The sequence below is a fragment of the Streptomyces dengpaensis genome, from assembly GCF_002946835.1.
GTDB classification, from domain to species: Bacteria; Actinomycetota; Actinomycetes; order Streptomycetales; family Streptomycetaceae; genus Streptomyces; species Streptomyces dengpaensis.
In genome coordinates this window covers 2,295,415-2,317,282 of the sequence record NZ_CP026652.1, presented here as the reverse complement: position 1 = coordinate 2,317,282, position 21,868 = coordinate 2,295,415, and the positions used below count along the sequence as shown (strand labels likewise).

Annotated in this window: 22 protein-coding genes; 13 read left to right on the top strand and 9 right to left on the bottom strand. The window is 70.2% G+C overall.

Annotated elements, in window-relative coordinates:
• Positions 1 to 81 precede the first annotated feature (81 nt).
• Positions 82 to 768, top strand: a complete 687-nt coding sequence (locus tag C4B68_RS10415; RefSeq protein WP_099503953.1) for a response regulator transcription factor — start codon at positions 82 to 84, stop codon at positions 766 to 768.
• 9 nt (positions 769 to 777) lie between these two features.
• Positions 778 to 2,175 (top strand): sensor histidine kinase, encoded by a 1,398-nt coding sequence (locus C4B68_RS10410; RefSeq protein ID WP_099503951.1) that lies wholly within the window; start codon positions 778 to 780, stop codon positions 2,173 to 2,175.
• Positions 2,176 to 2,270: 95 nt separating this feature from the next.
• On the opposite strand, the gene C4B68_RS10405 is transcribed toward C4B68_RS10410, so the two are convergent.
• Complete coding sequence (locus tag C4B68_RS10405; RefSeq protein WP_099503949.1) at positions 2,271 to 3,269, bottom strand: TAXI family TRAP transporter solute-binding subunit; 999 nt, start codon at positions 3,267 to 3,269, stop codon at positions 2,271 to 2,273.
• Positions 3,270 to 3,362: 93 nt separating this feature from the next.
• On the opposite strand from C4B68_RS10405, the gene C4B68_RS10400 reads away from it, so the two are divergent.
• The 4 genes from C4B68_RS10400 to C4B68_RS10385 are packed head-to-tail and all read left to right on the top strand — an operon-like array spanning position 3,363 to position 6,415.
• A complete protein-coding gene (locus C4B68_RS10400) occupies positions 3,363 to 3,767 on the top strand; it encodes a pyrophosphohydrolase domain-containing protein (RefSeq protein ID WP_099503947.1) in 405 nt (134 codons plus the stop codon).
• A 40-nt stretch (positions 3,768 to 3,807) separates the two neighbouring features.
• The gene (gene miaB / locus C4B68_RS10395; RefSeq protein WP_099503945.1) at positions 3,808 to 5,331 is read left to right on the top strand and encodes a tRNA (N6-isopentenyl adenosine(37)-C2)-methylthiotransferase MiaB; all 1,524 of its coding nucleotides are present in this window, start codon (positions 3,808 to 3,810) and stop codon (positions 5,329 to 5,331) included.
• Positions 5,332 to 5,367: 36 nt separating this feature from the next.
• Positions 5,368 to 5,637: a hypothetical protein gene (locus C4B68_RS10390; RefSeq protein WP_099503944.1), complete on the top strand. Its 270-nt coding sequence runs from the start codon at positions 5,368 to 5,370 to the stop codon at positions 5,635 to 5,637.
• Positions 5,638 to 5,671: 34 nt separating this feature from the next.
• Complete coding sequence (locus C4B68_RS10385) at positions 5,672 to 6,415, top strand: class III extradiol dioxygenase subunit B-like domain-containing protein (protein WP_099503942.1); 744 nt, start codon at positions 5,672 to 5,674, stop codon at positions 6,413 to 6,415.
• A gap of 99 nt (positions 6,416 to 6,514) precedes the next feature.
• Here the strand turns inward: C4B68_RS10385 and C4B68_RS10380 are convergent, their stop codons facing one another.
• Positions 6,515 to 6,778, bottom strand: coding sequence for an antitoxin (locus C4B68_RS10380; RefSeq protein ID WP_099503940.1), 264 nt, complete (start codon positions 6,776 to 6,778; stop codon positions 6,515 to 6,517).
• Between the two features lie 24 nt (positions 6,779 to 6,802).
• Positions 6,803 to 7,060, bottom strand: coding sequence for a hypothetical protein (locus C4B68_RS44690; protein ID WP_099503938.1), 258 nt, complete (start codon positions 7,058 to 7,060; stop codon positions 6,803 to 6,805).
• A gap of 183 nt (positions 7,061 to 7,243) precedes the next feature.
• Here C4B68_RS44690 and miaA point away from each other — a divergent pair, with 183 nt between their 5' ends.
• The 6 genes from miaA to hflX all read left to right on the top strand — a co-directional run bounded on the left by miaA (position 7,244) and on the right by hflX (position 15,792).
• Entirely contained in the window at positions 7,244 to 8,182 is a 939-nt protein-coding gene (gene miaA, locus C4B68_RS10370) for a tRNA (adenosine(37)-N6)-dimethylallyltransferase MiaA (RefSeq protein WP_099503937.1), read from the top strand.
• A 107-nt stretch (positions 8,183 to 8,289) separates the two neighbouring features.
• A complete protein-coding gene (locus C4B68_RS10365) occupies positions 8,290 to 8,799 on the top strand; it encodes a hypothetical protein (protein WP_099503935.1) in 510 nt (169 codons plus the stop codon).
• 129 nt (positions 8,800 to 8,928) lie between these two features.
• Complete coding sequence (gene dapF, locus C4B68_RS10360) at positions 8,929 to 9,798, top strand: diaminopimelate epimerase (protein WP_099503933.1); 870 nt, start codon at positions 8,929 to 8,931, stop codon at positions 9,796 to 9,798.
• Positions 9,799 to 10,206: 408 nt separating this feature from the next.
• Positions 10,207 to 12,441, top strand: a complete 2,235-nt coding sequence (locus C4B68_RS10355; protein ID WP_099503931.1) for a RelA/SpoT family protein — start codon at positions 10,207 to 10,209, stop codon at positions 12,439 to 12,441.
• 189 nt (positions 12,442 to 12,630) lie between these two features.
• Positions 12,631 to 14,127 (top strand): M1 family metallopeptidase, encoded by a 1,497-nt coding sequence (locus tag C4B68_RS10350; RefSeq protein ID WP_099503929.1) that lies wholly within the window; start codon positions 12,631 to 12,633, stop codon positions 14,125 to 14,127.
• Positions 14,128 to 14,298: 171 nt separating this feature from the next.
• Positions 14,299 to 15,792: a GTPase HflX gene (hflX, locus tag C4B68_RS10345; RefSeq protein ID WP_099503927.1), complete on the top strand. Its 1,494-nt coding sequence runs from the start codon at positions 14,299 to 14,301 to the stop codon at positions 15,790 to 15,792.
• Between the two features lie 144 nt (positions 15,793 to 15,936).
• Here hflX and C4B68_RS10340 read toward each other — a convergent pair whose 3' ends face one another.
• The 3 genes from C4B68_RS10340 to C4B68_RS43130 form a co-directional block, all read right to left on the bottom strand.
• Positions 15,937 to 17,130 (bottom strand): trypsin-like serine peptidase, encoded by a 1,194-nt coding sequence (locus tag C4B68_RS10340; RefSeq protein WP_099503925.1) that lies wholly within the window; start codon positions 17,128 to 17,130, stop codon positions 15,937 to 15,939.
• A 188-nt stretch (positions 17,131 to 17,318) separates the two neighbouring features.
• Entirely contained in the window at positions 17,319 to 18,548 is a 1,230-nt protein-coding gene (locus C4B68_RS10335; RefSeq protein ID WP_099503923.1) for a trypsin-like serine peptidase, read from the bottom strand.
• Between the two features lie 231 nt (positions 18,549 to 18,779).
• A complete protein-coding gene (locus C4B68_RS43130) occupies positions 18,780 to 18,983 on the bottom strand; it encodes an SDR family oxidoreductase (RefSeq protein WP_240634289.1) in 204 nt (67 codons plus the stop codon).
• Between the two features lie 13 nt (positions 18,984 to 18,996).
• Between C4B68_RS43130 and C4B68_RS43125 the strand changes: the two genes are divergently transcribed.
• Complete coding sequence (locus C4B68_RS43125; protein ID WP_240634288.1) at positions 18,997 to 19,149, top strand: aldehyde dehydrogenase family protein; 153 nt, start codon at positions 18,997 to 18,999, stop codon at positions 19,147 to 19,149.
• A 153-nt stretch (positions 19,150 to 19,302) separates the two neighbouring features.
• On the opposite strand, the gene C4B68_RS10325 is transcribed toward C4B68_RS43125, so the two are convergent.
• The 3 genes from C4B68_RS10325 to C4B68_RS41305 all read right to left on the bottom strand — a co-directional run bounded on the left by C4B68_RS10325 (position 19,303) and on the right by C4B68_RS41305 (position 21,827).
• Positions 19,303 to 19,902, bottom strand: coding sequence for an antibiotic biosynthesis monooxygenase (locus C4B68_RS10325; RefSeq protein WP_099503919.1), 600 nt, complete (start codon positions 19,900 to 19,902; stop codon positions 19,303 to 19,305).
• Positions 19,903 to 19,918: 16 nt separating this feature from the next.
• Complete coding sequence (locus tag C4B68_RS10320) at positions 19,919 to 21,400, bottom strand: aldehyde dehydrogenase family protein (RefSeq protein WP_099503917.1); 1,482 nt, start codon at positions 21,398 to 21,400, stop codon at positions 19,919 to 19,921.
• 91 nt (positions 21,401 to 21,491) lie between these two features.
• Positions 21,492 to 21,827, bottom strand: coding sequence for a hypothetical protein (locus C4B68_RS41305; RefSeq protein ID WP_143674376.1), 336 nt, complete (start codon positions 21,825 to 21,827; stop codon positions 21,492 to 21,494).
• Positions 21,828 to 21,868 lie beyond the last annotated feature (41 nt).

Sequence of the window (21,868 nt, the reverse complement as noted above, 5' to 3'; positions counted from 1 at the left end):
CGTGACTTCCTTGGTGCACGCGCGCGTGCACTGTGTTCTATGTGCCGAGATCGTACGACCGATGAACCGGAGGGGGCTGGAATGAGACTGCTTCTCGTCGAGGACGACAACCACGTCGCCGCCGCCCTGTCCGCGGTGCTGGCGCGGCACGGCTTCGACGTCATGCACGCCCGCAGCGGCGAGGAGGCGCTGCAGGCGCTGGTCCCGGAGAGCGACCGGTTCGGTGTGATCCTGCTCGACCTGGGCCTGCCCGACCAGGACGGTTACGAGGTCTGCGGCAAGATCCGCAAGCGGACCAGCACTCCGGTGATCATGGTCACCGCGCGCGCGGACGTACGCTCCCGGATCCACGGCCTCAACCTCGGAGCCGACGACTACGTAGTGAAGCCGTACGACACGGGGGAGCTGCTCGCCCGTATCCACGCCGTCAGCCGGCGCAGCGTCCCCGACGACTCCTCGGCCCCCGGCGACAGCGCGCTGCGGCTCGGCCCTGTGCACATCGAACTCCTCAACCGTCAGGTCACCGTCGACGGTTTGGCTGTCCAACTGACCCGCAAGGAGTTCGACCTTCTCGCGCTGCTGGCCCAGCGCCCCGGAGTGGTGTTCCGGCGGGAACAGATCATCAGCGAAGTGTGGCGCACCAGTTGGGAGGGGACCGGACGCACCCTGGAGGTGCATGTCGCGTCCCTGCGCTCCAAACTGCGTATGCCGGCGCTGATCGAGACCGTGCGCGGCGTCGGGTACCGGCTCGTCGCCCCGGCGTCCTAGCGAGCACGGGTGCACACCCGCCTTCTCCCGCTGCTCATCGTCCTGATGGCCGCCGTGCTGCTCGCCCTCGGCATCCCGCTCGCGGCGAGTGTCGCCGCCGCCCATCAGCAACGGGTGGTCGTCGACCGCATCGACGACACGGCGCGCTTCGCGGCCCTCGCGCAGTTCGTCACCGACGCGCCCGGCTCCCAGGGAAGCTTCACGGACGAACGCCGCGAGACCCTGCGCAAGGAACTCGCCCGCTACTACGGCGTGTACGGCATCAGGGCCGGTGTCTTCTACCGCAACGACACCCCCATGGCCAACGCCCCGGACAACTGGCTGCTGCCCAAGACCGGCGAGGGGCGCGACGCGTTCAACGAGGCGCTCCTGAGCCGGCGCAGCCACGACCCCGAGCAGGTCTGGCCGTGGCAGCGGCACCGTCTCGTCGTGGCCTCCCCGGTCATCAGGGACGGCGACGTCATGGCCGTCGTGGTCACCGACTCGCCCACCGGACAGATGCGTTCGAAGACCCTGCACGGCTGGCTGGTCATCGGCGCGGGCGAAATCGCCGCGATGCTGCTCGCCGTCGGCGCCGCGCTGCGCCTCACCGGGTGGGTGCTCAGACCCGTACGTGTCCTCGACGCCACCACCCACGCTGTCGCGAGCGGCCGCCTGAAGTCACGGGTGGCCGCCGCCGGAGGCCCGCCGGAACTCAGACGCCTGGCCCGCTCGTTCAACGAGATGGCGGACAACGTCGAGGACGTGCTGGAGCAGCAGCGCGCCTTCGTCGCCGACGCCTCGCACCAGCTGCGCAACCCGCTCTCGGCGCTGCTGCTGCGCATCGAGCTGCTCGCCCTCGAACTGCCCGAGGGCAATGAGGAGATCGCCTCGGTCCGCACCGAGGGCAAGCGCCTCGCCCAGGTCCTCGACGGACTCCTCGACCTGGCGCTCGCCGAGCACGCCGAGGCCGACCTGCGCCTGACCGACATCGGCGAGCTGACCGCGGAGCGCGTGTCGTCCTGGCAGCCGGTCGCCCAGAACAAGGGCGTACGGCTGGCGGGGACCTGCCCGGCCACCACCGCCTGGGTGGATCCGGTCACGCTGTCCAGCGCTCTGGACGCGGTCATCGACAACGCGCTGAAGTTCACGCCCGAGGGGGAGAGCGTCGAGGTGACGGTCGCCGCGAACGGCGAGGTCTCGACCATCGTGGTCACCGACGCCGGCCCCGGCCTCAGCGACGAGGACCTGGCCCGTATCGGCGACCGCTTCTGGCGCAGCACCGGGCACCAGAACATCAAGGGCTCGGGCCTCGGCCTGTCCATCTCCCGCGCGCTGCTCGCGGCGGGCGGCGGCTCCATCGCGTACGCCCATCACGAGCCGCACGGCCTGCGGGTGACGGTGACGGTGCCGCGGTCGGCCTCCTGAGAGACCTGGCGGGAGCGGGCGGCAGCTACGACCGGACAGCAGTCAGGGCTTGGACAGTGGCCAGGACTTGGACGCCAGCTCGGGCTTGGACGGTGCTACGGCTTGACCGACCGGTAGTAGCGTCGCGCGCCCTCGTGCAGCGGCAGCGGATCCGTGTAGATGGCCGTGCGTACGTCCACCAGCTGCGCCGCGTGCACCCGGGCGCCGATGTAGTCGCGGCTGGCGATCACCGTGCGGGTGAGCTCCTCGGTGAGCTGCGCGTCCGCGTCCTCCCGTGTGATCAGAAAGTTGGCCACGGCCAGCGTCTGCACGGACGAGCGCCGCTGCGCCTCGGGGTAGGCGTCGGCGGGCATCACCGCGGCCCGGTAGTAGCGGGAGGGGCCGCCCTGCTCGTGCAGCTTCTCGATGATGTCGCTGCCGATCGGCACCAGCCGGATGCCGTAGCTCTGCGAGAGTTCCAGCACGGCGCTCGTCGGGAGGCCGCCCGACCAGAAGAAGGCGTCGATCTTGTGCTGTTTCAGCAGGTCGGGCATGGTCGCTATGCCGTCGGCCAGCGGCTCGATGTCCTCGTCGGGGTCGAGCCCGGCCGCCTGGAGCACATGGTCCGCTATCAGCCGCACACCGGAACCACTCGGCCCCACGGCGACCTTCTTGCCGCGCAGGTCCGCCACGGACCGCACCGACGACGAGCGCGGGACCACCAGGTGGACATAGTCGTCGTAGAGCCGGGCGCAGCCGCGCAGCCGGCCCGATCCCGGCTTGTTCTGCAGGATGTACGTCTCCACCGCGTCGGCCGCCGCGACAGTGAAGTCGGCCTGGCCCGTGGCCACGCGCCGGACGTTCTCCTGCGACCCGTCGCTGTTCAGCAGCTGTACGTCCAGGTCCGGCATGTCCTTGGCGATGGCGCCCCGAAGGAGCTTGCCGTACTTCTGGTAGACCCCGGTCGGCGTGCCCGTGCTGAACGTCATCCTCCCGCTCGGCGACTCCTCGCCCAGCGGCAGCAGCCACCACAGCAGCAGCCCGAAGACCGTGAACGCGGCCGCCGAGCCGAGCAGCGCGCGGCGCCGGCCGATACGGGGGAGTGCCTGGAACATGCGCGCGATCCTGCCAGCCCGGGGCGGTCCTGACCAGGACGGGCGCCACAAGGGGACCACATCGATCCCGGCCCTCCTCGATAAAGTCGTCGGATGCACCCCTCTCCCGCCTCCCTGGTCCGCGCATTCCACGCCGCCTTCGGCCTCGACGCCCGCAGCACGCCGACGGAGGTCTCCCCGCATCTCGCCGCCCACCGCGGAGAACTGCTCGCCGAGGAGGCCGCCGAAGTCGCCGAGGTATCGGTCAGCGGCCCGCTCGACCGGCTGGCGCACGAGCTGGCCGACGTCGTGTACGTGGCCTACGGCACGGCCCTCGTCCACGGGATCGACCTCGACGCGGTGATCGCCGAGGTCCACCGCTCCAACATGACGAAACTGGGTCCTGACGGCCGGGTCGCCCGCAGGGCCGACGGCAAGGTCCTCAAGGGGGAGCACTACCGTGCCCCGGACGTCTCGGAGATCCTCCGCCGCCAGGGCTGGACGGCCGCCGGGGCATAGAGCGACAGGAGGTACTCCAGGCACCGCCTACCCTTGTCACATGAGCAGCAGCGACCGGAGCCAGGCAGTGGACGTTCAGGAACCGAAGACCTACGAAGTACGCACTTACGGGTGCCAGATGAACGTCCATGACTCCGAACGGCTCTCCGGCCTCCTGGAGGACGCCGGTTACGTGCGCGCGCCCGAGGGCTCGGACGGCGACGCGGACGTGGTCGTCTTCAACACCTGCGCCGTACGGGAGAACGCCGACAACCGGCTGTACGGCAACCTCGGCCGCCTCGCCCCGATGAAGACGAAGCGCCCCGGGATGCAGATCGCCGTCGGCGGCTGTCTCGCGCAGAAGGACCGCGACACCATCGTGAAGAAGGCGCCCTGGGTGGACGTCGTCTTCGGGACGCACAACATCGGCAAGCTGCCGGTCCTCCTGGAGCGCGCCCGCGTCCTGGAAGAGGCGCAGGTCGAGATCGCCGAGTCGCTCGAAGCGTTCCCCTCCACGCTGCCGACCCGCCGCGAGAGCGCGTACGCCGCCTGGGTCTCCATCTCGGTCGGCTGCAACAACACCTGCACCTTCTGCATCGTCCCGGCGCTGCGCGGCAAGGAGAAGGACCGCAGGACCGGCGACATCCTCGCCGAGATCGAGGCCCTGGTCGGCGAGGGCGTCTCCGAGATCACGCTGCTCGGGCAGAACGTAAACGCTTACGGGAGCGACATCGGCGACCGCGAGGCCTTCAGCAAGCTGCTGCGGGCCTGCGGTCAGATCGAGGGCCTGGAGCGCGTGCGCTTCACCTCGCCGCACCCGCGCGACTTCACCGACGACGTGATCGCCGCCATGGCGGAGACGCCGAACGTGATGCCGCAGCTGCACATGCCGCTCCAGTCCGGCTCGGACACCGTCCTGAAGGCGATGCGCCGCTCCTACCGCCAGGACCGCTACCTGGGGATCATCGAGAAGGTACGGGCCGCCATCCCGCACGCGGCGATCACCACCGACATCATCGTGGGCTTCCCCGGCGAGACCGAGGAGGACTTCGAGCAGACCCTGCACGTGGTCCGCGAGGCCCGCTTCACGCAGGCGTTCACCTTCCAGTACTCCAAGCGCCCCGGGACCCCGGCGGCCACCATGGAGGGGCAGATCCCCAAGGAGGTCGTCCAGGCGCGCTACGAGCGTCTTGTCGCCCTCCAGGAGGAGATCTCCTGGGAGGAGAACAAGAAGCAGGTCGGCCGCACCCTGGAGCTGATGGTCGCCGAGGGCGAGGGCCGCAAGGACGGCGCCACGCACCGCCTCTCCGGCCGCGCCCCCGACAACCGCCTGGTCCACTTCACCAAGCCCGACGAAGAGGTCCGCCCCGGCGACGTGGTCACCGTCGAGATCACGTATGCCGCCCCGCACCACCTCCTCGCCGAGGGCGCCGTCCTGAACGTGCGCCGCACGAGCGCGGGGGACGCGTGGGAGAAGCGCAATGCCGCCGAGGCCGCGAAGCCGGCGGGCGTCATGCTGGGGCTGCCGAAGATCGGCGCTCCGGAGCCGCTGCCGGTGGCGACGAGTGGATGCGGGTGCGACTGACTTCCTGGCACACTGCGTGACGGGAAGGAGCACCAGATGTTGCCGTACAGCGTTGAGTTCACCGAGCGGGCCGCCCAGGTGCGTGACGGTCTGCCCGCTGAGCGGCGAGACCTTTTGGAGCGAGGTCTCGCCATACTGGTGACCGACCCACGCCACAAGCTCTCGCACCCCGTCAGCGGCGACGAGAAGACCCGCGAGATCGCCCTGTCGCGGAACCTGTTCATCGAGTACGTGATCAGCGACGGCAAGCTCGTGGTGCTCGTCCTCACGGTCATCGACCTCACGGACGTGCTGATCGAGGAGTGACGCCCGGCTGCCGCGCGGGGATACGCTGCTGATCATGCTTGTTGCCGCCGCAGTCTGCCCCTGTCCGCCGCTGCTCGTCCCCGACGTCGCCGCCGGTGCGGCGCCCGAGCTGGACGCCGCGCGCGCGGCGTGCACGGACGCGCTGGGCGTACTGGCCGCTTCCCGCCCCGACCTGCTGGTCGTCGTAGGCCCCGCCGAGCAGAGCGGGCGCGGCAGGCACCCCCAGGGGGCGCGGGGCTCGTTCCGCGGATTCGGTGTCGATCTCGACGTACGCCTCGGGGGAGCAAAGCCGGCTTCAGGGACGGGGGAACCTCTGGCCTCCGGGGTGTCGGAGCGGGAACTGCCGCCCTCGCTCGCCGTCGCCGCGTGGCTGCTGGAGCGCACGGGCTGGTCGGACGCTCCCATCGAGGGTCTCGGTGTGGGGGAACCTCTCGCGGCCGAGCGGTGTATCCAAGTCGGAGAGGAAATCGTCGCGCAGGCCGAGAGGGTGGCACTGCTGGTGATGGGCGACGCCAGCGCGTGCCGGACGCTCAAGGCGCCGGGCTACCTCGACGAGCGCGCGGAGGGCTTCGACGCGGAGGTCGCGCGTGCGCTGGGGACGGCGGACGTGGCGGCCCTCAAGGCGCTGGACGCCGATCTCGCGTACGAGCTGAAGGCATCCGGGCGAGCCCCCTGGCAGGTCCTCGCGGGCGCGGCCGAAGGCGCGGGACTGGGCGGCGCGCTGCTCTACGACGATGTGCCGTACGGGGTGGGGTATCTGGTGGCGGCCTGGTCGTAGCGGGCCCCCAACACGACGGGCAGGGCGCCGTACGGGCCCGAACACGGCGGACGGCCGCGAGCGCTGGGTGCTCCGCGGCCGTCCGCCGATGTGTGGTGCTCAGGAAGCCGGAGGCGGGGGTGGCGCGTCCGGCGGAGGCGTGGCACCGCCACTGTCCTTGTGCGCGAGCCGGTCCACGGCGCCCTTCGCCTTGCCTGTGCCTGTCTGGATCTTGTCGCTGTACTTGTGCTTGGTCTTGTCGTCGACCACCTTCGCGGCCTTGTCGAGCCGTTGACCGATCTGGTCCCCGTGCTGCTGCGCGAAGTCAGAGACCTTGTCCTTGGCAGGCGCCAGCTTGGATTTCAGGTTGTTGAGGAGACTCATGGTTCACCTTCCCTCGCGGAGCGACTACTTGCGGGCGCCCTCACCGGCCTCGTTGTCGGCGGCCTGCTCGGCGGTCTGCTGCTGGGGGATCTCGACGTCCTCCGCGGTGGCGGCCTCGGCGGTCTCCTTCGCCGTCGCCTCGCCCTCGGCCGGGGACGAACCCTTCGCCTGCTCCGCCACCTCCGCCTCCGTTTCGGCCGTCTGTGTGCCGGCCTGCGCCTCGGCGGTTGACGCCTCCTCCGTAGCCTTCGACCTCCGGAGAAGTCGCGCAAAAACGCCCATATCCACTCCATACGTTACTCGTGAGAGCGAAATCCCGCGTTGCCCGGTGCGTGCCATTGCGTCGCCCGGGTCACCGGTCCTCGAAAACCGGCGGCTGGAACCTCGCAACAGGCAACGACCCCGGACTCGTGGCGTCACGTAACTCGTTCGAGGCGGGGTCCTGAGGTTTGCGAGACTGGGACAGTGATTAGCGCACCCCTCGCCCCCCGGGTCATCGCCGTCGTCGGACCGACCGCGGCAGGAAAGTCCGATCTGGGCGTTTTCCTCGCCCAACGCCTCGGAGGCGAGGTCGTCAACGCCGACTCCATGCAGTTGTACCGAGGGATGGACATCGGCACCGCCAAGCTGACGCCCGAGGAGCGCGGAGGGATCCCGCACCACCTCCTGGACATCTGGGACGTGACGGTCACGGCCAGCGTCGCCGAGTACCAGCGGCTCGCCCGCGCCCGCATCGACGCGCTGCTCGCCGAGGGCCGCTGGCCGATCCTGGTGGGCGGCTCCGGGCTGTACGTCCGCGGCGCCGTCGACAACCTGGAGTTCCCCGGCACCGACCCCGAGGTGCGGGCCCTCCTGGAGGAGGAGCTCACGCTGCGCGGCTCCGGCGCGCTGCACGCACGGCTGGCCGCGGCGGACCCCGAGGCCGCCCACGCGATCCTGCCCAGCAACGGCCGCCGTATCGTCCGCGCCCTCGAAGTCATCGAGATCACCGGCAAGCCCTTCACCGCCAACCTTCCAGGTCACGACTCGGTGTACGACACCCTTCAGGTCGGCGTCGACGTGGCGCGCCCCGAGCTCGACGAACGCATCGCGCGCCGGGTCGACCGGATGTGGGCACAGGGGCTCGTGGATGAAGTGCGCGCCCTCGAGGCCCAGGGCTTGAGGGAGGGGCGCACGGCACCGCGCGCGCTCGGGTACCAGCAGGTGCTCGCGGCGCTCGCGGGGGAGTGCACTGAGGAAGAGGCGCGCGCAGAGACCGTGCGCGCCACCAAACGCTTCGCGCGCCGTCAGGATTCGTGGTTCCGGCGCGACCCTCGGGTGCATTGGCTCAGTGGGGCTGCGGCGGATCTCACAGAACTCCCAGAGCTCGCACTGGCGTTGGTCGAACGACCGGTTACAGCCTGATCACGTCATGGCATCGGGACGCTCCGGCCGTCATCGCGGCCTCTGGCGCCGTGCCATCATCGAGCTTCGATCGACCAGTGAAGTCCGAGTTGGGAGGGCGCGTGGCGATGGAGGCCGGCCCTCGCGACACTGCACGAGACACTGAGCACGGTGCCGATTCGGACGAAGATCGTCTGAATATCGATCCGGACGGACACCGTCTGAGTTCCGACGGCCCCGAGGACACCCCGGGCGGGGTGACCGCCGATGGGCCCGGGCCCGACGAGATGTCCCCGGAGCCCGAGGTCGAGGTCGAGCTGCGCCCGCAGCGCCGGCTGCGCATCTGGCAGCTCGCGCCCATCGTGACGCTGGCCGCGATCGGCTCGCTGATGTTCGCCTTCCCGCTGGCCTTCGAGTTCGGTGACGGCGGCGCCGTGGTGGCCATGCTCGGCCTGCTGATCTGCTCGTGCGCGGCGGGCTGGGGCATGATGGCCGCCCGCCGGGTCGGGTACACGTGGCCGGGGTTCCCGCAGCGCGGCTCCGGCAGCCGTCTGGACTGGCGCGTGGTGATCGCGTACGTCGTGGTGGTCGCGGCGGTGGCGGTGCTCGCCGTGTGGCGCGTGGCCCGGCTGCGCTGAGCCCACGGCGTGACCCGGCCGGCACTCAGCCACGGCAAGGCCCGGCCGCGTTTACCTCACCATGCGGCCCGGCTGCGCTGACGCCCCCGCGCACGCCCGGGTGTCGTACGGACCCCGTACGATCGAGGAATGAGCACGCGGATCGCCTTCCTCAAGGGCCACGGGACCGAGAACGACTTCGTGATCATCCCGGACCCGGAGAACGTCATCGACCTTCCCCCGGCAGCCGTAACCACCCTGTGCGACCGCCGAGCGGGCATCGGCGGTGACGGTCTGCTGCATGTCGTACGGTCCGCCGCGCACCCCGAGGCGCAGGGGATGGCGGCCGAGGCGGAGTGGTTCATGGACTACCGCAACGGCGACGGCTCGATCGCGGAGATGTGCGGCAACGGAGTCCGTGTCTTCGTGCGCTACCTCCAGCACGCCGGACATGTGACCGAAGGGGACATCGCGGTCGCCACGCGCGGGGGCGTGAAGACCGTGCACCTGGCCAAGGACGGCGACATCACCGTCGGCATGGGCAAGGCGATCCTCCCCGAAGGGGACGTCACCGTGAGCGTCGGCGAGCGCAGCTGGCCCGCGCGCAACGTCAACATGGGCAACCCGCACGCCGTCGCCTTCGTGGACGACCTCGCGCACGCGGGCAACCTGTTCACGCCGCCGTCCTTCAGCCCGGCGTCGGCGTACCCGGACGGGGTCAATGCCGAGTTCGTGGCCGACCGCGGCCCGCGCCACGTCGCCCTGCGCGTCCATGAGCGCGGCGCCGGAGAGACCCGCTCGTGCGGCACGGGCGCGTGCGCCGTGGCCGTCGCCGCGGCTCGCCGCGACGGCGCCGACCCGGCCGTGACCGGGACCCCGGCGACGTACACCGTGGACGTGCCCGGCGGACGCCTGGTGATCACCGTGCGCCCGGACGGCGAGATCGAGATGACGGGCCCAGCGGTGATCGTCGCCGAGGGCGAGATCGACGCGGACTGGTGGGCCGCGTCACGGCGCTGAGACCTCGCATCGCTGGGGCCGCGCAGCGCTGAGGCCCCGGAGCGGTGAGCGCGTCGCCTTGGGCGCGCACCGTGCACGCGGGCGTACCGCGCGTCGCGCAGGACGCCGGACAACGCTCTCCACGCGCGCGTGCGCGACGCACTCATCGCCAGTGAGCGCATCCGCCCGGACGCGTACGCCTCCGGGTTTTCCGCGCCATAACCCCCGCTCCTTCCAAGAGTTCGAAACCATAAACCCCCAAACCGTCGCTCGAATGGGTGATCCGTTTCACGCTCGGCGAGAGGCGGTCAGCCGAGCGTGGTGGGCTCGGTAGCATCAAGCACCGGCCCGGGCGGGGGATCGAGCCATCCCCTGAGCCGCGTACGCCCTGGGGCACCCGTCCGCCGGTCTACGCAGCCGGAGGTGCCCATGAGTGCGGAGGCGACGAATCCCGCGACGCCAGGCCCTGCAACGCCCTCCTCCAAGCTCTCGGCCCCTCCTCCTCTCCCGACTTCGCACGAGCGGGGGGACTCCGAGCAGGGAGCACCCCCATCGCACCGCAGGAAGAGCCGTCCCCGCATCGATCTGCGCCGCCTGGGCCGGGCCGCGCTGCTCGGCCCGGCGGCCCGCGACCGGCTGCCCGACGCGATCGGCCACGTGGCCGAGGCCCACCGCGCCCACCACCCCGACGCCGACCTGGAGCCACTGCGCCGGGCGTACGTCCTCGCCGAGTCCTCGCACCGAGGCCAGATGCGCAAGAGCGGCGAGCCGTACATCACGCACCCGCTCGCCGTGACCCTGATCCTCGCCGAACTCGGCGCGGAGACCACGACGTTGACCGCGTCCCTGCTCCACGACACCGTCGAGGACACGGAGGTGACGCTCAATCAGGTGCGCAAGGAGTTCGGCGACGAAGTCTGTTACCTGGTCGACGGCGTCACCAAGCTGGAGAAGGTCGACTACGGGGCCGCCGCCGAGCCCGAGACGTTCCGCAAGATGCTGGTCGCGACCGGCAACGACGTCCGCGTGATGTCGATCAAGCTCGCGGACCGGCTGCACAACATGCGCACCCTCGGCGTGATGCGCCCCGAGAAACAGGCGCGCATCGCCAAAGTGACCCGGGACGTGCTGATCCCGCTCGCCGAACGGCTCGGCGTGCAGGCGCTCAAGACCGAACTGGAAGACCTCGTCTTCGCGATCCTGCACCCCGAGGAGTACGAGCACACCCGCGAGCTGATCGCCGCCAACGCGGCCCGCGACGACGATCCGCTCGCGGAGATCGCCGAGGAGGTACGCACGGTCCTGCGCGATGCCGGGATCCAGGCCGAAGTCCTCATAAGGCCACGGCACTTCGTCTCCGTGCACCGGGTGTCGCGCAAGCGCGGCCCCCTGCGCGGCGCCGACTTCGGACGGCTCCTGGTGCTCGTGAACGAGGACGCCGACTGTTACGGGGTCCTCGGCGAACTGCACACCTGTCTCACCCCGGTGGTCTCGGAGTTCAAGGACTTCATCGCCGTACCCAAGTTCAACCTGTACCAGTCGCTGCACACGGCGGTCGCACGCGGAGACGGCCAGGTCACCGAAGTCCTCATCCGCACCCACCAGATGCACAAGGTCGCCGAAGCCGGGGTCATCGCACTCGGCAATCCCTACGCTCCTCCTTCGGAGGAGCAGGCGGACGGCGCCGGGGACCGTCCCTTCGACGGCGAGCGCGCAGACCCCACCCGCCCCGGCTGGCTCTCCCGGCTGCTCGACTGGCAGGAAGGCGCCCCGGACCCGGACACGTTCTGGTCCACGTTGCGCGAGGACCTCGCCCAGGACCGCGAGATCACCGTCTTCCGCGCCGACGGCGGCTCGTTGGGACTCCCCGAGGGCGCCAGTTGCGTGGACGCGGCCTACGCGCAGTACGGCGAGGACGCACACGCCTGCATCGGCGCCCGCGTCAACGGCCGCCTGGCGACGCTGAGTACGCTCCTGCGGGACGGCGACACCGTGCAGCTCCTCATGGGGCAGGACCCCGCGTCCGAGCCCTCCAGGGAGTGGCTGGAGCACGCGCACACGCCCGCCGCGCGGATCGCCATCCAGCGCTGGCTCGCCGCGCATCCCTCGCCCAGCGGCACCGCGCATCCCTCATCCGGCGAGACGGAGCCCCCGGAGCAGCCCGCGGCGACCCCCCGGCCTGCCGCCGACGCGCGCGCCGCACGGCCCGCCGCGAACGCCGTCGTCGACCAGCCCGGCGCGTCTGTACGGCTCGCGGGCTGCTGCACTCCGGTACCGCCCGACGAGGTGACCGGCTTCGCCGTGCGCGGGGGTGTGGTGACGGTCCACCGCGTGGAGTGCGCCGGCGTGGCGCGCATGAAGAGCACGGGGCGCGCTGAAGTCGGCGTGCGCTGGGGCGACACCACCGAGTGCCGGGTCGCGCTGGTCGCCGAGTCCTTCGGGCGACCGCATCTGCTCGCCGACCTCACCGAAGCCATCGCCCAGGAGGGCGTCGCCATCGTCTCGGCGACCGTCGAACCGCCCAGCCAGCAGCGCGTACGGCACACGTACACGCTGCAACTCCCGGACGCGGCGCGCCTGCCCGCGCTGATGCGGGCGATGCGCAACGTAGCGGGGGTGTACGACGTGAGCCGGGCGCAGCACCAGGCGGCAGGCGCGCAGTAGGCCTTCAGTGCAGGTGCGCAGTAGGCCTTCAGTACGGAACAAGCGGTCGGCCTCCAGCGGGGAACAGGCCCCCAGCGCACGACGCGCCCCGACGCCCCGCGCGCAATGAGCCTCCGTACCGCTACTCATTCGGGTGGGCCCGGCGCGCGTCGTCACCGTCGGACGCGTGTGCGCTGGTAGCGGTGGTCCATGCCGCTGACCCCCCGCTCCAGAGTCCCCCGTCCCCGAACCCGCCGCGTCAAGGCGGCCCTGCTCTCCTCGGCCGTCTCCGTCTGCCTGATCGCCGCGAGCGCCCCCTCACCCGCCACGCCGCTCGGTATCGGCGACCGGCTCTTCCCGAACCTGGGCAACCCCGGATACGACGTCACGTCGTACGACCTTGCCTTCACCTATCCCGGCACCAACAGCAAGCCGCTCACGGCCGTCACCACGATCGACGCCGTGACGTCCTCCCGGCTCGAGCGCGTCAACCTCGACTTCGCGCGCGGAACGGTGGGGTCGGTCGAGGTCAACGGAGCGCGAGCGACGTTCACGAGCGCCGGAGAGGACCTGGTCGTGACGCCGGCGGAGCCGGTGGGCGAAGGCCGCTGGATGCGCGTCACCGTGCACCACACGAGCGACCCGGTTCCCGCGACGGGCCAGGAGGGCGGCTGGGTGCGGACCAAGGACGGGCTCGCGATGGCCAACCAGGCCGATGCGGGGCACCTGGTCTTCCCGTCCAACGACCATCCCTCCGACAAGGCGATGTTCACGATCCACGTGACCGCGCCCAACGAGTACACGGCCGTGGCCAACGGTGTCCCGGCCGGAGCGGACCGTGCCGGCGGGTCGACCACCTGGACGTACCGTACCCGGCACCCCATGGCCACCGAGCTGGCCCAGGTGTCCATCGGCCGTTCCACGGTGCCGCACCGGGCGGGGCCGCACGGCCTGCCCCTCCGCGATGTCGTGCCCGCCAAGGACAGCGAGCGGCTCGAACCGTGGCTCAAGAAGACCCCCGACCACGTCGCCTGGATGGAGGGGAAGGTCGGGCGGTACCCCTTCGAGACGTACGGGCTGCTCGTGGCCGACGCGCAGACCGGCTTCGAATTGGAGACACAAACGCTCTCTCTCTTCGAGAGAGAGCTCTTCACCGATCCCGCGTTCCCGAAGTGGTACGTCGAGTCGATCATGGTGCATGAGCTGGCGCACCAGTGGTTCGGCGACAGCGTCAGCCCTCGCACCTGGTCCGACCTGTGGCTCAACGAGGGGCACGCCACCTGGTACCAGGCCCTCTATGCCGAGGAGAAGGCGCACAAGCCCCTGGAGGACCGGATGAGGGCGGCCTACCGGGCGTCCGACTCCTGGCGGGATGCCGGCGGGCCGCCCGCGGCTCCGAAGGCACCCAAGCCCGGCCAGAAGATCAGCATCTTCCGGCCGAACGTCTACGACGGCGCGGCCTTGGCCCTGTACGCGCTGCGCCAGGAGATCGGGCGTCCCGCCTTCGAGCGCCTGGAGCGCGTCTGGGTGAGCGCGCACCGCGATGACGTCGCGTCGACGGCCGACTTCGTGGAGCTCGCCTCCGGCCTCACCGGCCGCGACCTGAGCGGATTCTTCAAGGCGTGGCTCTACAACAAGAAGACACCGCCGATGCCCGGCCACCCGGACTGGAAGAGCGACGCCCCGCAGGAGCGCAAGGGCGCCTGATAACCGCGTGACGAGACGGGCCGTGCCGTGCGACCATCTTCGAGTCGGCGGCGCGGCCCCCTGGACGGTTGCCCCGGCAGAAACCGGGAATCTCCCAGTGGCCGCGGACGTTGTCCCTGTGACGGGCGGCGTCCGTCGCCGTATCGCTGTCCCCATCGACGTAAGGATCCAATGACCTCCTCTTCTTCCCCTTCCCAGGACGCGCAGAGCTTCGAGCAGAACTACCCCGAGGGTCTTCGGGCCGATGCCCTGATGGAAGAGGACGTCGCCTGGAGCCACGAGATCGACGGCGAGCGGGACGGTGATCAGTTCGACCGCTCCGAGCGCGCGGCCCTGCGCCGCGTGGTGGGCCTTTCCACCGAGCTCGAGGACGTCACCGAGGTCGAGTACCGACAGCTCCGTCTGGAGCGTGTGGTGCTCGTCGGTGTGTGGACCACGGGGACCATTCAGGACGCGGAGAATTCGCTTGCCGAGCTGGCGGCCCTCGCGGAGACCGCGGGCGCGCTCGTGCTCGACGGCGTGGTCCAGCGCCGTGACAAGCCGGACGCGGCCACGTACATCGGTTCCGGCAAGGCCTATGAGCTGCGGGACATCGTCCTGGAGACCGGTGCCGACACCGTGATCTGCGACGGTGAGCTGAGCCCCGGCCAGCTGATCCACCTCGAAGACGTCGTCAAGGTCAAGGTCATCGACCGTACGGCCCTGATCCTGGACATCTTCGCCCAGCACGCCAAGTCCCGAGAGGGCAAGTCGCAGGTCGCTCTCGCGCAGATGCAGTACATGCTGCCGAGGCTGCGCGGCTGGGGTCAGTCGCTGTCCCGTCAGATGGGCGGCGGCAAGGGCGGCGGCCTCGCCACCCGTGGTCCCGGTGAGACCAAGATCGAGACGGACCGGCGCCGTATCCGCGAGAAGATGGCGAAGATGCGCCGGGAGATCGCGGACATGAAGACGGGCCGCGAGATCAAGCGCCAGGAGCGCCGCCGCCACAAGGTGCCCTCGGTCGCCATCGCCGGATACACCAACGCGGGCAAGTCCTCGCTGCTCAACCGCCTCACGGGCGCGGGCGTGCTGGTCGAGAACGCGCTGTTCGCGACCCTCGACCCGACCGTGCGCCGGGCCGAGACCCCGAGCGGGCGGCTGTACACGCTGGCCGACACGGTCGGCTTCGTACGCCACCTGCCGCACCACCTGGTCGAGGCCTTCCGCTCCACCATGGAGGAGGTCGGCGAGTCCGACCTGATCCTGCACGTGGTGGACGGTTCACACCCGGATCCGGAGGAGCAGCTGGCCGCCGTACGCGAGGTGGTCAGGGACGTCGGCGCGACGGACGTGCCCGAGATCGTCGTGATCAACAAGGCGGACGCGGCCGACCCGCTGGTGCTCCAGCGGCTGATGCGGATCGAGAAGCGCTCCATCGCGGTCTCCGCCCGTACCGGCCAGGGCATCGCCGAGCTGCGCGCACTCATCGACAACGAGCTGCCGCGCCCCTCGGTCGAGATCGAGGCGCTCGTGCCGTACACGCACGGCAAGCTGGTCGCCCGCGCCCACACCGAGGGCGAGGTGATCTCCGAGGAGCACACCCCGGAGGGCACGCTGCTCAAGGTGCGGGTGCACGAGGAGCTGGCGGCTGATCTGGCGCCGTACGTTCCGGCATCGGCGCTCTGAGTCCAGCGGCGCCGGCGTTCTGGCGCCAACGGCACCGGCGCTCTGAGCCCAGCGGCGCCGGCGTTCTGGCGCCAACGGCACCAAGGCCCGCCCCCTCGCCCCTTCAGGGGGCGGGCCTTCGTCATGCCTTGAAGTGGACGGCGTCTACTGGCCGCCGTACTCCTCGCTCATGGTCTCGTAGAGCTTCTCGGCGCCCGGGCCCAGCTGCGGTCCCGCCAGCCAGGTGTTGTCGGCGGGGCCGATCGACGTGTTCGAGACGAGCTTCGTCTTGCCGTCGACGACACGGAACCAGCCGCCGCCGGACGAACCGCCGGTCATGGTGCAGCCGATGCGGTACATCGTCGGCAGGGTCGGGTCCAGCGAGAGGCGGCCCGGCTTGTCGACGCACTTGAACATGGTGAGACCGTTGTACGGCGGTGCCGCCGGGTAGCCCCAGGCTCCCATCGCGCTGACGTCCTGGGTGGACGGCGCGGAGAAGTCCACGTCCAGCGCGTTGCCGACCGTCTCCTCAAGGGACTTGGTGCCCTGCTGCGGCTTCACGTGCAGCACGGCGTAGTCGTACGGAGCGCCCGCGCCGCCCGCCTCGTCGCCGCCCGAGATCCACTCGTTGGAGGTCGAGGCCCAGTCCGCCCACCACTGGCCGTACGGGGCGATCTCCGGCGCCGTGGCGCCGCCCAGCTCGGACTCCGACTTGCCGAGGTCGTTGTAGGACGGGACGAACGCGATGTTGCGGTACCAGCCGCCGCTGCCGCCGGCGTGCACGCAGTGGCCCGCGGTCCACACGAGGTTGGACTTGCCGGGGTGGTTGACGTCCTTGACGACCGTGCCCGAGCAGACCATCGAGCCCTCGGGGGAGTCGAAGAAGACCTTGCCGACGGGAGCGGCGTGGTCGTGGTAAGGCGTCTTCTCGGCCTTGGCCTCGACCGGCGCCGGAGCCGGGTCGCTGACGCCCTGGTCGGCCGCCGCGTCCTGCGCCGAGATCGTCTTGTCCGGGTCCTTGGCGGACTTCATCCGCTCGGGCTTCCACAGCCCCTCGATCACCGGGTTGACGAAGTCCTTGGCCTCACTGAGCCACTTGCCTTTGTCCCAGTTCTTCCAGCCGCCGTTCGCCCACTGATCGACATCTATGCCGTGGTCTTTGAGCTTGTCCTTGATGTCGTCCGGGACCTCGATCTTGTCGTCGCCGTTCTGCGACGACGAAGCGGCGGACTCGCCGCTCGCCTTGTCGTCCCCGGAGCCGCCGGAGTCGCCGGAGCCGCAGGCGGTCGCAGTGAGCGCCAAGGCCGCGACGAGGCCGGCCGAGGCGAGGAAGGTGCGACGCCTTCGTGAGGAACGCATCGTGTGGTAACCCCCGTTGGAGCTTGTCTGTCATGTGCTTGTCAGGCGCGGGCCAGCTCTCCGGGGAGCCCGTCCGAACGCGACACCCCACTATGCCCGCGCACTTGGGGACGAACGGCGGTGGGCCGGTGAAGGTTCCTGTGAACCGGCCAACCGCCGTCTGTCCGAACCCTGTTACGTTCCGCGCGTCACTGCCCGGCGAACTTCCCGCTCACCGAGTCGTACACACCCTTGGCCACATCACCCAGCCGCGGGCCCGCCAGCCAGCCGGTCTTGACCGGTCCGATCGAGGTGTTGGACACCAGCGCGGGCTTGCCGTCCGACCCCGCGGCCACCCAGCCGCCGCCGGACGAGCCGCCGGTCATGGTGCATCCGATGCGGTACATCGTCGGGTCGGGCTTCGCGATCGACAGCCGTCCCGGCTTGTCCGCGCACTGGTACAGCGTCTGGCCGTCGAACGGCGCCGCCGCCGGGTAGCCGGTCGCCGTGATGCTCGACACCTCCGTGACCGCGGGAGCGCTGAAGTTCACCGGGAGGGCCGAACCGACCGTCTCCTCCAGGGACTTGCCGCCGCTGCCCTTCTCCGGCGTCACATGCAGCACGGCGAAGTCGTACGGGGCTCCCTGGCCGCCGGTGGAACCGCCCTGCTCGATCCACTGGTCCGAGGTCTGTGCCCAGTCGCTCCACCAGACACCGTACGGAGCGACCTCTTCGCGCTTGGCGCTCTCCAGCTGCGCGGCGGTCTTGCCGGAGTCGTTGTACGAGGGCACGAAGGCGATGTTGCGGTACCAGCCGCCCTTCTTGCCGGCGTGTACGCAGTGGCCCGCGGTCCACACGAGGTTGGACTTGCCCGGGTGCGCCGGGTCCTGCACCACGGTCGCCGAGCAGACCATCGTGCCCTCGGGGGAGTCGAAGAACACCTTGCCGGCCTCAGGGACGCTGTCGTGGTACGCGGCCTTCACCGCCTGCGCGGTCACGGGAGCCGGAGTCGGGTCCGTGACTCCCTGGTCACCGGAGAGGTCGCTCTCGTCGACGCCCTTGTCCTTGTGCGGGTCGTCGGCCTCACGCATCCGGTCCGGGTCCCACAGATCCTTGATGATGGGGTTGATGAAATCGTCGGCCTCGCGCAGCCAGTCGTCCTTGTCCCAGTTCTTCCAGGCGCCGTTCTTCCACTTGTCGATGTCGATCCCGTGGTCTTTGAGCTTGTCCTTGATGTCGTCCGGGATCTGGATCTTGTCGTCGCCGTTCTGGGCGGCGGACGCGGTGGCCCCGCCACCGGCCGTGTCGTCGCCCGAGTTGCAGGCGGTCGCCGTCAGCGCCAGCGCCGCGGCGAGGCCGACTGCGGCGAGTACGGGGGAGGTTCTGCCGCGCGCGCTCCTCCCTCGACGGGCGGCGAAAGGCGGGCGTATCGATCGCATGGTGTAACTCCCCCTGGCTGAACGGGTCATTGACGGCACCTCAGACTATGCGGTCGCTGTGGGGGACATCCGATGGAACGGCAACGGTTCGGCTACAAGCCGTCTGAGCTGGCCAACCATCAAGGACTCTGCCAATGTGACGGCCCCTCACTTCGCGCGGAGGACGGATGGCCCGGTGAAGCACCTGTCCCCGCCCCTCGGTGACAGGGGCGGGGACGGGCTCGCGGCCGCTCAGTTGCTGGAGCCGCCGTTCATGAGGATCTCCTCGCCGGTGATGAAGAAAGACTCATCCGAGGCGAGGAATCCGGCGACGTCGGCCACGTCGGTGGGCGTGGCCAGGCGTCCGAGGGGGACGCTGTCGGCCAGGATCTTCTTGTGCGGGTCGTCGTCGGCGACCCCGGTGAAGATGCCCGCGCCGTCGATGGGCCCAGGCATCAGGGAGTTCACGGTGACCTTGCGGTGCGTCAACGAGGTCTCCCGGCATGTGCCGGGCACCGCCTTCGGCGGATTCAAGGACAGCGGACTCGGGCGCGAGGAGGACATCGAGGAACTCGAGTCGTACACGCAGACCAAGGGCGTCCACATCCGATACGGCGGGTGAGACGTGTCGTACGAGGCATGTCGCGCCGGCCCGGGGTGCCGCACCGCTCCCAGGCGCCGGCACCCCGGCGTGTCATGCCTGACCGGTGTCGATCAGGCGCAGTACTGCCGCCGCCGCGCCGGGCAGACCAGCTGACCACGCACCGCGCGTGATTCACCGCCGGGTGTGCGGGGCAGGACGGGCGGGCGGCCGTGTGTACAGCCAGCGCCGCAGCACGCGCGTCACGACGGGGAGCGCCAGGTAGGTCATGAGAAAACTGAGCAGGGGTGCGGTGACCAGCGAGCGCAGCGCGGGAGCCATCGCCAGGTGAGGCGACAGCCACAGGGTGGCGGCGAGGCTGAGCGGGGCGATCGACAGAGTGCCGGCGACCGCCATCTTCCACCGGGAGGGCGGCTGTCGCCCCGAGCCGGCCGGCGTGGTGGCGAACCAGCCTTCCATGCCGTGCAGTTCGCGGCGTGTGTCCTCGGCATGGTGACGGCCGGCGCGGGCGAACCAGTCGGCCCGCTCGGCGGACTCGTTCCAGGCACGGTACGAGGCGGGATCCTCGAATCGCAGCAGGATGTTCCAGGGGCCGCCCGGCTGTTCGGGCCGCAGCAGACCGGTGCCGAGGCTTCCGGGGAAGCGGGATGCCGCGCCCAGGATGCCGCGGGCCCACTCCTCGAACGCTTCCTCGTGGCCGGGGTCGACGCACCGGGTGACCATGACCGTGACCTCCTGGTCCGGCGCACCCGTACTGCCAGACAGTGGTGTCATCCCTCCTCGCCCCGTCTCACGTCGCAGGGGCCCCGGGCTGGGTGCGTGGCAGGGTGCCCGGGCTGATCGTGATGTGCTTGTACTCGAGGAAGTCGTCCATCACCGCGATGCCGTTCATCCGGCCCAGCCCGGAATCCTTGACCCCGCCTTCTTCGAACTCGTCGTAGATCTTCGCCCAGTCGTTGATCCAGATCGTGCCCGCCTGAACGTCTCGGGCCACGCGGAGCGGGCGGTCGATGTCCCGGGTCCAGATGCTCGCGGCCAGCCCGTACTTGTTGTCGTTGGCCAGCGCGACGGCCTCGGCCTCGGTGTCGAAGACCTGCAGGGTCATCACCGGTCCGAAGGTCTCCTCCTGCACGATGTCCAGCGAGTTGTCCGCCACTTCCAGGAGCGAGGCCCGGTAGAAGGAACCGGCGGCGAGCGGACCGTCGAGGACCGGGCCGCCGCGGACGAGGGGCTCGGCGCCGGCCGCGATCGCCTCCTCCACCGTCTTGTCGATGCGCTCCATGTTCGGCTTGTCGATGACGGGACCGAGCTCGCTGGCCGGATCGGCCGCGGGGCCGACCCGCAGCGCTTCGATGTGGGCGATGAGCCGGCGGCGCAGTTCGCCGGCGATCCCGCTCTGGACCAGCAGGCGGCTGCCGGTCATGCAGAACTGCCCGTTGAACACCACCAGGGAGTTGACCAGCGCGGGCACCGCGGCATCGAGGTCGGCGTCATCGAAGACGATCATCGGGGTCTTGCCGCCCAGTTCCAGCCCGAAGCGCTTGAGGTGCTCCGCGCCGCTCGCGGAGATCGCCTTGCCCACGCCGGTGCTGCCGGTGAAGCTGATGCACGGCACGTCCGGGGAAGCCACGAGAAGGCGGGCGCCCTCGCTGTGCTGCTCGGTGAAGGCGTTGATCACCCCGCGCGGCAGGGACTCGACCTCGGAGAGGATCCGGTACACCAGCGAATTGGTCTGTGCGGTCTGGCTCGGCATCTTGACCACGGTCGTGCAGCCGGCCGCCAGCGCGGGCGCGAGGGAGCGGATCAGCAGCACGACCGGCGAGTTCCAGGGGACGATGATGCCGGCCACGCCGCGGGCCTGGCTGAGCACCATGGAGAACACACCTGGCGCCACCTCGAGGGCACGCCCGTAGTCGGTGCGTACGACGGACGCGGCGAAGCGCAGCTTGGACGGCACCATCTCGACTTCGAAACGGGCGTGCTGCTTGAGCTTGCCGTTTTCCAGGGCCAGGGTCTCGACCAGCTCGTCCGTGCTGCGGGCGAAGGCATCGGCCGTCTCGAGCAGGACACGAGCCCGCAGCTGCCGGTCGTCCTTCCACGAGGTCTCGTCGAAGGCGCGCTTGGCCGCGGCGATGGCTTGTGCGGCGATCTCGGTGCTGCCCTCGGCGTACTGGCCGATGACCTTGCCCGTAGCGGGGTCAAAGCTGTCGTGATACGTGCCGGAGTCGACCCACTCTCCGTCGATCCAGTGCAGGGCGGGTGAGGTGGTCATAAGTACTCCAGAAGCGAGGCTGGGCAGGATGGGGCCGATGTGGGCCCGTTCCGGTCCGCACCCGATGAGGTGCGGACCGGAACGGCGGGCGTCAGCGCGTGGTGAAGCCGCCGTTGACGAAGACGGCCTTGCCTTCGATGGTGTTGGGGACGGCGGTTGTCGTGGGTGCGCTCCTCGCTCGGGGTTCGTGGGGGAGTGCCAGGAGACGATCGGGTCTGGAATCAGGGAATTCCGCTGACATCGACGACCAGATGTTCACCTTCTCGATGCCGGCAACGGCGACGACGCAGCAATTGATGACGCGGCCATCGATGACGACATCCGCGGCACTTTCAGCGAAACGAGGCCCAATCGTCCTGCGGATAACCTCTTGTCTGTCAAGGTTCTCCCATTCTGCGACCTGGGCCGGGCGGCGGCAAACAGTCATCTCCGAGGGGTGCCACAGCGGACTCTTGTGACGCCCGGATG

Coding starts and splice junctions, on each gene's coding strand:
- C4B68_RS10340 (WP_099503925.1), bottom strand. CDS start 17,130: ATGCGTTCCTCACGAAGGCGTCGCACCTTCCTCGCCTCGGCCGGCCTC.
- miaB (WP_099503945.1), top strand. CDS start 3,808: ATGAGCAGCAGCGACCGGAGCCAGGCAGTGGACGTTCAGGAACCGAAG.
- C4B68_RS10350 (WP_099503929.1), top strand. CDS start 12,631: ATGCCGCTGACCCCCCGCTCCAGAGTCCCCCGTCCCCGAACCCGCCGC.
- C4B68_RS10400 (WP_099503947.1), top strand. CDS start 3,363: ATGCACCCCTCTCCCGCCTCCCTGGTCCGCGCATTCCACGCCGCCTTC.
- C4B68_RS10385 (WP_099503942.1), top strand. CDS start 5,672: ATGCTTGTTGCCGCCGCAGTCTGCCCCTGTCCGCCGCTGCTCGTCCCC.
- C4B68_RS10405 (WP_099503949.1), bottom strand. CDS start 3,269: ATGTTCCAGGCACTCCCCCGTATCGGCCGGCGCCGCGCGCTGCTCGGC.
- C4B68_RS10325 (WP_099503919.1), bottom strand. CDS start 19,902: ATGACACCACTGTCTGGCAGTACGGGTGCGCCGGACCAGGAGGTCACG.
- C4B68_RS10380 (WP_099503940.1), bottom strand. CDS start 6,778: ATGAGTCTCCTCAACAACCTGAAATCCAAGCTGGCGCCTGCCAAGGAC.
- C4B68_RS10415 (WP_099503953.1), top strand. CDS start 82: ATGAGACTGCTTCTCGTCGAGGACGACAACCACGTCGCCGCCGCCCTG.
- C4B68_RS10365 (WP_099503935.1), top strand. CDS start 8,290: ATGGAGGCCGGCCCTCGCGACACTGCACGAGACACTGAGCACGGTGCC.
- C4B68_RS10335 (WP_099503923.1), bottom strand. CDS start 18,548: ATGCGATCGATACGCCCGCCTTTCGCCGCCCGTCGAGGGAGGAGCGCG.
- C4B68_RS10355 (WP_099503931.1), top strand. CDS start 10,207: ATGAGTGCGGAGGCGACGAATCCCGCGACGCCAGGCCCTGCAACGCCC.
- C4B68_RS10390 (WP_099503944.1), top strand. CDS start 5,368: ATGTTGCCGTACAGCGTTGAGTTCACCGAGCGGGCCGCCCAGGTGCGT.
- C4B68_RS41305 (WP_143674376.1), bottom strand. CDS start 21,827: ATGACTGTTTGCCGCCGCCCGGCCCAGGTCGCAGAATGGGAGAACCTT.
- C4B68_RS10320 (WP_099503917.1), bottom strand. CDS start 21,400: ATGACCACCTCACCCGCCCTGCACTGGATCGACGGAGAGTGGGTCGAC.
- dapF (WP_099503933.1), top strand. CDS start 8,929: ATGAGCACGCGGATCGCCTTCCTCAAGGGCCACGGGACCGAGAACGAC.
- hflX (WP_099503927.1), top strand. CDS start 14,299: ATGACCTCCTCTTCTTCCCCTTCCCAGGACGCGCAGAGCTTCGAGCAG.
- C4B68_RS43130 (WP_240634289.1), bottom strand. CDS start 18,983: ATGCCTGGGCCCATCGACGGCGCGGGCATCTTCACCGGGGTCGCCGAC.
- C4B68_RS44690 (WP_099503938.1), bottom strand. CDS start 7,060: ATGGGCGTTTTTGCGCGACTTCTCCGGAGGTCGAAGGCTACGGAGGAG.